The 11,989-nt window shown below is 66.3% G+C and carries 11 protein-coding genes; 6 read left to right on the plus strand and 5 right to left on the minus strand.

Annotated features, from left to right (window positions below; translation table 11 throughout):
- Both odhB and lpdA read left to right on the plus strand, forming a co-directional pair.
- The coding region (gene odhB, locus IT540_RS16380) for a 2-oxoglutarate dehydrogenase complex dihydrolipoyllysine-residue succinyltransferase (protein ID WP_291180391.1) at positions 1–1,155 on the plus strand (1,155 nt) is incomplete at its 5' end.
- Positions 1,156–1,258: 103 nt separating this feature from the next.
- Positions 1,259–2,662, plus strand: a complete 1,404-nt coding sequence (gene lpdA, locus IT540_RS16385) for a dihydrolipoyl dehydrogenase (protein ID WP_291180394.1) — start codon at positions 1,259–1,261, stop codon at positions 2,660–2,662.
- A 219-nt stretch (positions 2,663–2,881) separates the two neighbouring features.
- Here the strand turns inward: lpdA and IT540_RS16390 are convergent, their stop codons facing one another.
- Together IT540_RS16390 and IT540_RS16395 are read right to left on the minus strand one after the other, a co-directional pair.
- Complete coding sequence (locus IT540_RS16390; protein ID WP_291180396.1) at positions 2,882–3,907, minus strand: TraB/GumN family protein; 1,026 nt, start codon at positions 3,905–3,907, stop codon at positions 2,882–2,884.
- An 85-nt stretch (positions 3,908–3,992) separates the two neighbouring features.
- Positions 3,993–4,958, minus strand: coding sequence for a tyrosine recombinase XerC (locus tag IT540_RS16395; RefSeq protein WP_291180399.1), 966 nt, complete (start codon positions 4,956–4,958; stop codon positions 3,993–3,995).
- A gap of 421 nt (positions 4,959–5,379) precedes the next feature.
- Here IT540_RS16395 and IT540_RS16400 point away from each other — a divergent pair, with 421 nt between their 5' ends.
- Positions 5,380–5,694, plus strand: coding sequence for an HU family DNA-binding protein (locus IT540_RS16400; RefSeq protein ID WP_291180402.1), 315 nt, complete (start codon positions 5,380–5,382; stop codon positions 5,692–5,694).
- Positions 5,695–5,911: 217 nt separating this feature from the next.
- Here IT540_RS16400 and fsa read toward each other — a convergent pair whose 3' ends face one another.
- The gene (gene fsa / locus IT540_RS16405; protein WP_291180405.1) at positions 5,912–6,565 is read right to left on the minus strand and encodes a fructose-6-phosphate aldolase; all 654 of its coding nucleotides are present in this window, start codon (positions 6,563–6,565) and stop codon (positions 5,912–5,914) included.
- Positions 6,566–6,705: 140 nt separating this feature from the next.
- Here fsa and IT540_RS16410 point away from each other — a divergent pair, with 140 nt between their 5' ends.
- On the plus strand, positions 6,706–8,934 hold the full coding sequence (locus IT540_RS16410) for a primosomal protein N' (protein WP_291180408.1): 2,229 nt from the start codon (positions 6,706–6,708) through the stop codon (positions 8,932–8,934).
- A gap of 25 nt (positions 8,935–8,959) precedes the next feature.
- Here IT540_RS16410 and IT540_RS16415 read toward each other — a convergent pair whose 3' ends face one another.
- Positions 8,960–9,244 (minus strand): hypothetical protein, encoded by a 285-nt coding sequence (locus tag IT540_RS16415; protein WP_291180411.1) that lies wholly within the window; start codon positions 9,242–9,244, stop codon positions 8,960–8,962.
- A 204-nt stretch (positions 9,245–9,448) separates the two neighbouring features.
- Positions 9,449–10,024: a BA14K family protein gene (locus tag IT540_RS16420; RefSeq protein WP_291180415.1), complete on the minus strand. Its 576-nt coding sequence runs from the start codon at positions 10,022–10,024 to the stop codon at positions 9,449–9,451.
- 378 nt (positions 10,025–10,402) lie between these two features.
- Here IT540_RS16420 and IT540_RS16425 point away from each other — a divergent pair, with 378 nt between their 5' ends.
- Both IT540_RS16425 and atpA read left to right on the plus strand, forming a co-directional pair.
- Positions 10,403–10,963: a F0F1 ATP synthase subunit delta gene (locus tag IT540_RS16425; protein ID WP_291180418.1), complete on the plus strand. Its 561-nt coding sequence runs from the start codon at positions 10,403–10,405 to the stop codon at positions 10,961–10,963.
- Positions 10,964–11,070: 107 nt separating this feature from the next.
- On the plus strand, positions 11,071–11,989 hold a 919-nt coding region (gene atpA, locus IT540_RS16430; protein ID WP_291180421.1), incomplete at its 3' end, for a F0F1 ATP synthase subunit alpha.

Here is an 11,989-nt window from a genome sequence, read left to right on the forward strand (position 1 = left end):
CAGCTTTCGCAAATCCTCGTCGAGCAAGGGGCGACGGTAGCCATCGGGGCCGTGCTCGGCGCGCTCGCCGAGGGCGGCGCCGCGCAGAGCCCGCCGAAAGCCGCGCCTGCTCCCGCCGCGGCGCCCGAGCGGCCGGCGCCGCGTGAGGTGCCGTTGGAGCCGGCGCCGTCGCAGTTCCGTGCGCCGCCGAGCCCGGCCGCCCGCAAGCATCTGGCCGAAGCCGGGCTTGCCGCCGAGGACGTGGCAGGAAGTGGCCGTCGCGGTCAGGTTCTGAAGGAGGATGTCGTCGCCGCCGTCGCTCAGGCGGCGGCGCGTCCGAAGCTCGAGCCGGTGCCCGAGTCCGCACGCGAGGAGCCGGCGCCCGCGGCGCGCGCGCCCGCGCAGGTTCCCGTTCCGCAGCGGGCGCGCGAGATCTCCGCGCCCGACGTGCGCGTGCCGTCGGCGGTCAGCGAGGCTGGCCGCGAGGAGCGCGTGCGCATGACGCGCCTGCGCCAGACCATCGCGTTCCGCCTCAAGGACGCGCAGAACACGGCGGCGATGCTGACGACGTTCAACGACGTCGACATGTCGGCAGTGATCGCCATGCGCGCGCAGTACAAGGACCTGTTCGAGCGCCGACACGGCGTCAAGCTCGGCTTCATGGGCTTCTTCGTCAAGGCCTGCATCCAGGCGCTGCGCGAGATCCCGGCCGTCAACGCCGAGATCGACGGCGAGGATATTGTGTTCAAGAACTACTACCACATCGGCGTGGCGGTTGGCACCGACCGCGGCCTTGTGGTGCCGGTGCTGCGCGAAGCCGACCGCATGTCGATCGCGGAGATCGAGGCCAAGATCGGCGAGTTCGGCAAGCGGGCGCGCGAGGGCAAGCTGTCGATCGCGGAGATGCAGGGCGGAACGTTCACGATCTCGAACGGTGGCGTCTACGGCTCGATGCTCTCGACGCCGATCCTCAACGCGCCGCAGGCGGGCATCCTCGGCATGCACCGCATCGAGGAGCGGCCGGTGGTGAAGAACGGGCAGATCGTCGCTAAGCCGATGATGTATCTGGCGCTCACCTATGACCACCGCTTGGTGGACGGCAAGGAAGCCGTGACGTTCCTCGTGCGCGTGAAGGAGTGCCTCGAGGATCCGCAGCGGTTCATCCTGGAGCTTTGAGACGGGATTCTCCTTCCCTTTTGTGAGGGAGGGGTCAGGTCCCTAGCCCTCCTCCACAAGAGAGGAGGGCGTGCGGCATGTTCGGAAGGAAAGCGCTGGGCAGATGGCAGACCCGTATGACCTCATCGTGATCGGCAGCGGGCCGGGCGGCTATGTTTGCGCCATCCGTGCCTCGCAGCTCGGTCTCAAGACGGCGATCGTCGAGAAGCGGGCGACGTTCGGCGGCACGTGTCTCAATGTGGGGTGCATCCCCTCGAAAGCGCTGTTGCATGCCTCCGAGCTCTACGAGGAAGCCGGACACGGGTTCGGCCGCATGGGCATCAAGGCATCGCCCGAGCTCGACCTCAAGCGCATGCTTGCGTTCAAGGACGAGGGCGTGAAGGGTAACGTCGACGGCGTCGCGTTCCTGGTGAAGAAGAACAAGATCGATGCTTTCCACGGTACCGGGCGCATCCTCAAAGCGGGCCGCGTCGAGGTGACGGCTCAAGGCGGCGAGAAGCAGGTCATCGAGGCGCGCGCGATCGTCATTGCTACGGGGTCCGATGTGGCCAGGCTGCCCGGCATCGAGATCGACGAGCAGCAGATCGTGTCGTCGACGGGTGCGCTGTCGTTTCCGACCGTGCCCGAGCGGCTGTTCGTGGTCGGCGCTGGCGTGATCGGGCTCGAGCTCGGATCGGTGTGGCGGCGGCTCGGCTCGTCGGTGACGGTGGTCGAGTTCCTCGACCGCATCCTGCCCGGCATGGACGGCGATGTCGCGAAGACGCTGGAGCGCATCTATTCGAAGCAGGGGCTCACGTTCCGGCTTGGCACGAAGGTGGTCGGCGTGCAGCGCGGCGAGGGCGGGCTCGAGGTGGCGCTCGAGCCTTCGCAGGGCGGTACGCAGGATCGCGTGGATGTCGATGCGGTGCTGGTTTCCATCGGCCGCGTGCCGTTCACCGATGGGCTCGGTCTCGACGACGTGGGCGTGGTGCGCGACGCGAAGGGCCGCATCACCGTCAACGGCCAGTTCGAGACCAACGTCACGGGCATCTACGCCATCGGCGACGTGATCGCGGGTCCGATGCTGGCGCACAAGGCCGAGGACGAGGGCGTGGCGGTGGCGGAAATCCTGGCCGGGCAGGCGGGCCATGTGAACCACGACGTGATCCCGAACGTGATCTACACATCGCCCGAGGTGGCGTCCGTCGGCAAGACGGAGGAGGAGTTGAAGGCGGCGGGCGTTGGCTACAACGTCGGCAAGTTTCCGTTCCTCGCCAACGGCCGCGCCAAGGTCAACAAGACGACGGACGGCTTCGTCAAGGTGCTGGCGGACGCGGTGACGGACCGCATCCTCGGCGTGCACATCATCGGTGCCAACGCCAGCGAGCTGATCGCGGAGGCGGCCGTGATCATGGAGTTCGGCGGCTCGGCGGAGGATCTGGCGCGCACGTGCCACGCGCACCCGACGCTGTCGGAGGCGGTCAAGGAGGCGGCGCTCTCCGTCGCCAAGCGTGCAATTCATATGTGAGGACTGGGCTCGTCGTGCCGGCACGGGTCTCTGCCGGCACGATGTATCCTTGTGCGGCGGCCTCTCGCCATCAGTTCTCGACGTATCTGGATCTCGGCCTTGGCCGGGATGACGAGATTGGTTGGTCCGGCCGGTTGGCTCCTTCTCCGTCACTCCGGCGAAGGCCGGAGTTCGGATGCGTTGCCGCATTGCGCGCCGGTTGCGTCCGGGAGAGACGCGTTACTCGATGGCGGTGGCGGTGTAGCCGGAGGTGCGGAAAAGCTCGACGAGGCCCGCTTCGCCGGGAAGGTGCAGGGCGCCGACGGCGATGAAGGCGCCGCCCTGCTCCAGATGGGGCAGGGCCGCATCAAGCATCCTGCGGTTCCGATCGATGATCAGAGAGCGTTCGAACGACGCGAAGGCGCTGGCCGGAACGCCCGCCTTCTCCGCCAGCGCGAGCTGAAGCTCCCACAGCGCGCCCATGCGCCGTGTCAGATAGAGTTGCACCATCGTCTCGCGCAGGTTCTCGCTGTCTCCGATGAGGGCGATGCTCGCGCGCAGCATGCCGAGCTGCTCGTCATCGGGAACCGCTGCCAGGGCGGAGATCTGCTCCTCCGTGGTCTCGAGGCCTTCGACGGGTATCCCTTTCGCGACGGCTCGCTCGGTGACGACCATGTCCTGCACGCGATAGCCGTTGGCGATGCGCTGGCGCTCGCACGCGGACGCCGACAGCATGAGGGACACCATCCACGGCCGATAGCGACGCAAGATCTCCGGCGGCATGCCGCCCGTCGCGGTGCGAACCTCCTCGAACTCCTTCTCGGAAAGCACGGTGTCGAGCGAACGGCCGTCCGTATAGATGCCGGCGTCGAGAATGGCGCTGTTGCTGCGCATCGTCGGCCCGGACGGCTTGGCGGCATTCTCGATGAGGAGCACCGTTGCGCTTCCTATCGCGGCTTTGATCCCCGCATCGAGTTGCGTCACACGCCGGTCAGTGAGGTGGACGGTGCCGAGCAGATAGGACGGCGCGGTACCCGGCTTCTCCAGCTTCCAGAATACGGCGTTGCCGTTCTTGAGGGCGGCCGTCTTCGCATCGATGCTGGCGCGACGCGAGGGGTCGATCGCCGCGAGCTTGTCGAGCAGGTTGAAGCCGTTGCATCGCATGGGGAATCCCGGGGCTGCGTTGGCCTGGGCGGAAGCCGGCGGGGCATGGCTCGATAGAGCCGCAGCCAGCGCGGCGAGACCCAGCAATCTCAATGCCTGCATCTCGCCCTGCTCCTCCCTGCGAGCTTCTTTTCCCCACAGATAGCGAACTTGGGGTCGAGGGGCAAAGGCGGGGTGTGATCCGAGGTCAGGCGCGGGGGTGGGCGGAGTCGTAGACGGCCAGGATGCGCTCGCGGTCGACCTCGGTGTAGACCTGCGTGGTCGAGAGCGAGGCGTGGCCGAGCAGCTCCTGGATCTGGCGCAGGTCGGCGCCGGCGGCCAGCAGATGCGTGGCGAACGAATGGCGGAGCGCATGCGGCGTTGCCGTTTCTGGCAGCGCAAGCTCCTCGCGCATGCGGGCGATGGCGAGCTGGATCACGCGCGGCGAAAGCGGGCCGCCCTTGGCGCCGACGAACAGCGGCGATTGCGCCTCGAGCGGATAGGGGCAGAGCGCGAGATAACGCTCCACCGCACGCTGCGTGACGGGGAGGATGGGGACGAGCCGTTCCTTGCCCCCCTTGCCCGTGATGCGAAGCACGTCGCGGCCGCTGACCGGCGCGTCGCGGCGCGCAAGGCCGAGCGCCTCGGAGATGCGCAGGCCCGCACCGTAGAGCAGGAGCATGACGGCGATGTCGCGCGCGCGGATCCAGTCGTCCGGCTCGCCCTCCTCGGTCTCGACCAGGGCGGCTGCCTTGTCGACGGTCAGCGGCTTCGGCAGCGTATGAGGAATGCGCGGCATGGCGACCTGAGCCAGGGCGCGGTTCGCGACCTGGCCTGTCGCCTCGAGCCAGCGGTAAAATGTGCGCAAGGCAGAGACCGTGCGCGCGAGCGAGCGGCTGGCGGTGCCCTCGCGACGGCGAGCGGCCAGGAAGCGGCGGACCGCCTTGACGTCGAGGCGCGCCAGATCGGCGAGGCAGGGCGGATGCCCCAGGTCGCGCTTCAGGAAATCCACGAACTGGCGCAGGTCGCGCTCATAGGAGGCGAGCGTTGCGGGGGAGTAGCCGCGCTCGTGCGTGAGGTGGTCGAACCACGCGGCGGTGGCGCGTGCGAGGTCGTCGGCCAGCGGCAGCTCGCCGTCCGCATCGAGAAGGTCGTGGATGGTCTTTCGTGTCATGCGCTCAAGACTCCTGCTTCGCGCTTGAGGCATCGTAAATGATTTGCGGCGTGTCGCGGGCGGCGCTGCGACACTTTACGTCCTACCGGGCGCGCGCCTCGGGCTGTTCAAAAAAGGCCTGAAAAGACGGCGTTTCTTGCTGCTCTGGAGAATACGTGCGTGCGCGAATCGCGTTTCGCAACGCGCCACCGATTGCGGTACGGCGCGCGCGGCGCTATGCAACTTGCGACGTTGCCTTGCGCGCGGAGTGCAATTTGTGCCCGAAAAATGGGGGTTTTTGCGCTCCGTTGCGCGTGCAAGCGTGACCTAAACTCCCGTGCAGGCCGAAAAAACGTAGTCTTTCTGGTTCTGTAGCCGCGAAGCTTCACACGTTGCTGTATGTTTTCGCGGTGATTCTGATTCTTTTTCTGAGGAAACACTCATGGCTAAGACCGTCACCAAAGCTGCTCCCAAGGCGGTGAGCACCGTTACGCTCCGTCACCTGGGCACCGCACTCTCCGAGTCGCACGACCTTCCGAAAAAGCAGGCCAACGCCGTGCTCGAGGATCTGGTCGCGCTGATCACGAAGCATCTCAAGAAGGGCGACCGCATCCGCATCGGAGGCCTCGGCATCCTGCAGGTGCGCAAGCGTCCGGCGCGCATGGGCCGCAACCCGGCAACGGGCGAAGCGATCAAGATCAAGGCCAGCAAGAAGGTTGCCTTCCGCGCTGCCAAGGATCTCAAAGAGCAGATCTGAGCTTTCTTGCGCGGGTCGAATGGAAAAGGCGGGCAGGCCCGAACGGGCCGCTCGCCTTCTTCATTTTGTAGGTGGTTTCGGAGTGGCGGCGACCTGCCTATCTCGCGACGTGTCTGGATCCCAGCCTCCGCCGGGATGACGTCGAGGGTGAATGAGGGGGCGTGTACCTCAAATACTCCGTCACTCCGGCGTAGGCCGGAGTCCAGATATGTTTCCGTCAGATGGTCTGGCCGGTCTTTTTCCAGTCGGCGACAAACTGGGCGAGGCCCGTGTCCGTCAACGGGTGCTTGACGAGAGCCTTGAGGATCGAAGGCGGAATGGTCGCCACGTCGGCGCCGATCAGCGCCGCCTCCTTGACGTGGTTCACGGTGCGGATCGAGGCGGCCAGGATGTCGGTCTCGAGGTCCTGATAGTTGTCGTAGATGGCGCGAATCTCGCGGATCAGGTCCATGCCGTTCAAGCCGATATCGTCGAGCCGGCCAATGAACGGCGAGACAAACGTGGCGCCGGCCTTCGCCGCGAGGAGAGCCTGATTCGCGGAGAAGCAGAGCGTGACGTTGACCATGGTGCCGTCCGAGGTCAGCGCCTTGCACGCCTTCAGGCCGTCGAGCGTGAGGGGCACCTTGATCGCCACGTTCTTGGCGATCTTCCGCAGCACTTGGGCCTCGCGAATCATGCCGTCATAGTCGGTCGCCGCAACCTCGGCCGAGACGGGGCCGGCCACGACGGCGCAGATCTCGGCAATGGTCTCCTTGAAGTCGCGGCCGGATTTTGCGATCAGCGACGGGTTGGTGGTCACGCCATCGAGGAGACCGGTCGCTGCCAGCTCCTTGATTTCGTTGATCTCGGCGGTGTCGACAAAAAACTTCATTCTCGGTCCTTTGTGCGCTCTCCGGGCGGGAGCATCCCCTGGCAACACGGCGAAGGGCGGCGGCCGTCAGCTCGCCATGTCTCTCCGCCTAAGCTATCGCTGAAGACTGATTGGTAGCTTCTAATCCGGTATAGGCCCACTTGGATAGCCTCCTTGGCCTTAATGAAAAGGGTGAAAGCGCCGCGCGGGCCTACGCGCCGGTGCTGATGCCAGGCGCGCCCCTCAACCAGACCTACGACTATCTGGTGCCGCAGGGGCTTGCGGTCGAGCCGGGGGCCTTCGTCCTGGTACCGTTCGGGGCGCAGACGCGTATCGGCGTCGTGTGGGACGTTCCCCTAGGGGGCGGCGAGCGGCCGGTCGACCCAAAGAAAATGAAGGCGCTGACGGAGCGGCTCGACGTGCCGCCGCTGCCGCTGGCGTCGCTCCGCTTCGCCGAGTGGATCGCGGGCTACACGCTGGCGCCGCTCGGCATGGTGGTGCGCATGATGATGAGCGCGCAGGCGGCGTTCGAGCCGCAGAAGCCCCGGTTCGGCGTGCGCGTGGTCGCGGATGCCGCGGAGCCGGCCCGCATGACGCCCGCGCGCCGTCGCGCGCTCGATCTCGCCCGTGACGGGCAGATCCGCGCCAAGTCGGCGCTGGCGGCGGAGGCGGCCTGCAGCACCGGTGTCGTCGACGGGCTGGTGGCGTCGGGCAACCTGGTCGAGGTGGTGATCCCGGAGCGCCGCTTTCCCGAGCCCAATCCCGATCACCGGAAAACCGATTTCACGCCGGAGCAGGCGGAGGCCGTGCACGCGCTGATCTCGGCCGTGCACGGCGACGGCTTCTCGGTGTCGCTGCTCGACGGTGTGACGGGCTCGGGCAAGACCGAGGTCTACTACGAGGCGGTGGCTGAAACGATCAGGCGCGGGCGGCAGGCCTTGATCATGCTGCCCGAGATCGCGCTCACGGGGCAGTTCATGAGCCGCTTCGTGGCGCGCTTCGGGTGCCTGCCCGCCGAGTGGCATTCGGCGCTGTCGCCTGCGGAGCGCGGCCGTGTCTGGCGCGCGGCGGCAACGGGAGAGGCGCGCGTGGTGGTCGGTGCGCGCTCGGCGCTGTTCCTGCCGTACGCCGATCTCGGGCTCATCGTGGTCGACGAGGAGCACGACGCGGGCTTCAAGCAGGACGACCGCGTGCACTATCAGGCGCGCGACATGAGCGTGGTGCGCGGAAATCTCGGCAAGTTTCCGGTGGTGCTCGCGTCCGCCACGCCGTCGATCGAAAGCCACGTCAACGCGCGCACCGGGCGCTACCGGCATATCGTGCTGCCGGGACGCTTCACGGGCGCGGAACTGCCGGACGTCAAGCCGATCGATATGCGCGCGCATCCGCCGGAGAAGGGGCAATGGCTTTCGCCGGTGCTGGTCGCCAGGATCGCGGAGACGCTTGGCGAGCGGCAGCAATCGCTCCTGTTTCTCAACCGGCGCGGCTATGCGCCACTCACGCTGTGCCGGAGCTGCGGGCATCGGTTCGAATGCCCCCAGTGCACGGCGTGGCTGGTCGAGCACCGTTTTCGGCGCCGTCTCAACTGTCATCACTGCGGGTTCTCGCTGCCGATTCCCGAGGCGTGCCCCAAGTGCGGCGAGAAGGGTGCGCTCGTCGCCTGTGGGCCGGGAGTCGAGCGCGTCGCCGAGGAGGTGAAGGAACGTTTTCCGGAGGCACGCGTGGCGCTGCTCTCCTCGGATCTCATCCCGGGGCTCGAGGAAATGCGCCGCATCATCGGCTCCATCGAGAGCGGCGAGGTCGATATCATCATCGGCACACAGATCGTGGCCAAGGGGCATAACTTCCCGTTGCTCGCAACGGTCGGCATCGTTGACGGCGACCTCGGACTTTCCATGGGCGCCGATCCGCGCGCGGGCGAGCGCACGTTCCAGCTTCTGCATCAGGTGACGGGGCGCGCCGGGCGCGCGCTCACCAAGGGCCGCGGCTACATCCAGACGCACATGCCCGAGCACCCGGTGATGGAGGCGATCATCTCCGGCGACCGGGAAAGCTTTCTCGAGCGCGAGATCGACATGCGCCGACGCGGCCTCCTGCCGCCGTTCGGCCGCCTGGCAGCGCTGGTCATCTCGGCGCGGGACAAGGATCTGGCGGAGACGTTCGCCCGCGAGGTCGCCAAGCGGGCGCCGCGCGCGGATCAGATCGAGGTGCTGGGGCCGGCGGAAGCGCCGATCGCGGTCGTGCGCGGGCGTCACCGCTGGCGCCTGCTGGTCAAGGCGCCGCGGGACAAGAACATCCAGGCCTATCTGAGGGCGTGGGGTGAGGCGCTGCCCAAGATCGGGGGGGATCTGCGCCTCACCGTCGATGTCGATCCCTACAATTTTCTGTAGGACGGCTTAGCGACGCGATCGCGCACTAGCGATGCGCCGAGGAGAGGATCGACCCTACGGCGAGGACGCCGAGGCCAATGGCGATGCCCTTTGCGATGTCTTTGCCATGGTTGTGGCGATGGCGCTTGTAGGAATAACGATGGCGCGGGCCATGATAGTGGCGCGGGCCGTCGTAATGGCGCGAATAGCCGCGGCCATCGTTCCTATGCCAGCCATCGCCGGCATTCGCGGCGGTCGCGACCGGGCCCAGGTTCGCGGCGAGCAGGCTGGCGATCACGGCAGCAGAGGTGGTGAGCTTCTTGAACGACATGTCAGGTTCCCCTTCGTTCCGATCCGGGTGCCGGGACTGTTCCGGCACGTTGGGATCCTTGATAGCGAAGGCGGGCTGAACTCACCTTGAACAGGGCTTGCAGCTTCCGTTCATGTTGATTGGGAAATGATAAACGTCGCGCCGGACAACCTTGTGAGGTTGCCGGCGCGGTTTCATCGTCGCGTTAATTATGCAGCGATTCCGCTATCGGAGATACGGGCAAAGGTGCCGCCGGCCGTCGTTGCCGAGGAACGTGCCGGTTCTGCGGTCGAACGAGCGATAGCGGGCCGCGCAGCGCTCGACGGCGTCGTCGGCATAGACGACGGCGTCATCGTAGTCGTCGTCATAATAGTCGTCGTAGTAGTACGACGGTGCGTAGTCATAATAGTAATACGGTGCGCCGTACCACCGCGGACGGAAATGGTGATGGAAGCGATGGCGATGGCCACCACCACCGTGCCAATGGCGCCGGCCTCCGCCTTGCCAGTGCTGGCGACCGCCGCCGGATCGTCCGAGGAGAGGCGCTCCGTGCCTGCCTCCGGAGCCGGCAAAGCGGTGTCCGCCGCCTCTCATTCCCATGCGTGGTCCGCCACCGCTGCGGCCCAACAAACCGCTGCCACCGCCTCCTCCTCGTCTGCGGACGTCGATCACGGGCGCGCGGGTGTCGATTTTCGACAAAGCGCTGCCCGTGTGTGGCGTGGCCGGTGCGGCGCCGGCGGCGGTTGCCGTAAACGGCAGCGCAACCAGCACGGCGAGGGCCAACACTCTTGTGCTCCTCATGCCTGATACTCCTTCTCTCGTCATGCTTTTCAGGCTTCCTGCGTGATCCATCCACCCATGCGGGGCATGTGGGGTCGCGTCGGTAGAAATCCTACGGGTGGCCCTATGCCGCTTTGCGTTATTTTATGGTCCGCGCGCGTCGTATCGCGGCTAGGGGAGGAGGGAGAAATGGCCGCAGAAATGCGGCGTTCCGGCCCGCCGAGGCCGGTTGATGCGCCGTGACGTACATGATACAGAACCGCGGGTTTTCGATGGGGGACGGCACTGGCCAGCAATGGCCGACGTGCGGGTCCATCCGTCTGTATCATCCTTACATTTTAGGGCTGTGGCTTCGGCCGCGGCGCTCTTCAACCCCTTGAGCGCGCGAGATTTTCTGACGTGGCGACAGAAGAACCAATCGTGGCTGGTGTCGCAGGGCGCTACGCTGCAGCCTTGTTCGATCTTGCCCAAGAGCAGAACACGGTCTCCGAGGTCGAGCAGGATCTCGTCAAATTCCAGCAACTTTACGACATGAGCCCGGATCTGCAGCGGCTCATCAGAAGCCCCGTCATCGCGGCAGAGGATCAGGTGCGCGCTCTCTCGAGCGTGCTCGACAAGGCCGGCGTCTCGGGGCTCGCCAAGAACTTCTTCGGTCTCGTTGCGCGCAACCGGCGCCTGTTTGCCGCGCCCGACATGGCGCGCGCTTTCCTTGCGCTCGCGGCCAAGGCGCGCGGCGAGGTGACGGCCGAGGTCGTGAGCGCGCACCCGCTGACGGACGCGCAGGCACAGGCGCTCAAGGATCAGCTCAAGGCCACCGTCGGCAAGGACGTCAAGCTGGCGGCTAAGGTAGATCCGTCTCTGATCGGCGGGCTGATCGTGAAGCTCGGCAGCCGCATGGTCGATTCGTCGCTTAGGACGAAGCTTGCGAACCTCAGCCTTTCACTCAAGGGAGGTGCCTGACGCCAGGCTTCCGGCCGGCGCCCGCCCTTCGAACACGACATGCGCGCCTTGCCGGTGCGCTTCAAAAGAACATACAGAGAAAACGCCCCAAGAGACGAGGTCAAGTGATGGACATCCGGGCTGCAGAGATCACCTCGATCCTGAAAGATCAGATCAAGAACTTCGGCAAGGAGGCCGAGGTTTCGGAGATCGGACAGGTGCTGTCGGTCGGCGATGGCATCGCGCGCGTCTACGGGCTCGATAATGTGCAGGCCGGCGAGATGGTCGAGTTCCCGGGCGGCATCCGCGGCATGGCCCTTAACCTGGAAGCCGACAACGTCGGCGTGGTCGTGTTCGGTGACGACCGCACCATCAGGGAAGGCGACAACGTCAAGCGCACGGGTGCCATCGTCGAGGTGCCGGTCGGCAAGGGGCTTCTCGGGCGCGTGGTCGACGGCCTCGGCAATCCGATCGATGGCAAGGGCCCGATCAAGTCCGACACGAGGAAGCGCGTCGACGTCAAGGCACCCGGCATTCTGCCCCGCAAGTCGGTGCACGAGCCGATGGCCACCGGCCTCAAGGCCGTCGATGCCCTGATCCCCATCGGCCGTGGCCAGCGCGAGCTCATCATCGGCGACCGCCAGACCGGCAAGACCGCTATCATCCTCGATACCTTCCTCAACCAGAAGCCGATCAACGCCGGCACCGACGAGAGCGCCAAGCTCTATTGCGTGTACGTCGCCGTCGGCCAGAAGCGCTCCACCGTCGCCCAGTTCGTCAAGGTGCTCGAGGAGCGCGGCGCGCTCGAATACTCGATCGTCGTCGCGGCCACCGCCTCCGACCCGGCGCCCATGCAGTACTTGGCGCCGTTCACCGGTTGCACCATGGGCGAATACTTCCGCGACAACGGCATGCACGCCGTGATCGCCTACGACGACCTCTCGAAGCAGGCCGTCGCCTACCGCCAGATGTCGCTGCTGCTGCGCCGCCCGCCGGGCCGCGAAGCCTATCCGGGCGACGTGTTCTATCTCCACTCGCGCCTTCTCG

The sequence above is a fragment of the Hyphomicrobium sp. genome (genome assembly GCF_020852195.1).
In the GTDB taxonomy this organism is placed as follows: domain Bacteria; phylum Pseudomonadota; class Alphaproteobacteria; order Rhizobiales; family Hyphomicrobiaceae; genus Hyphomicrobium_C.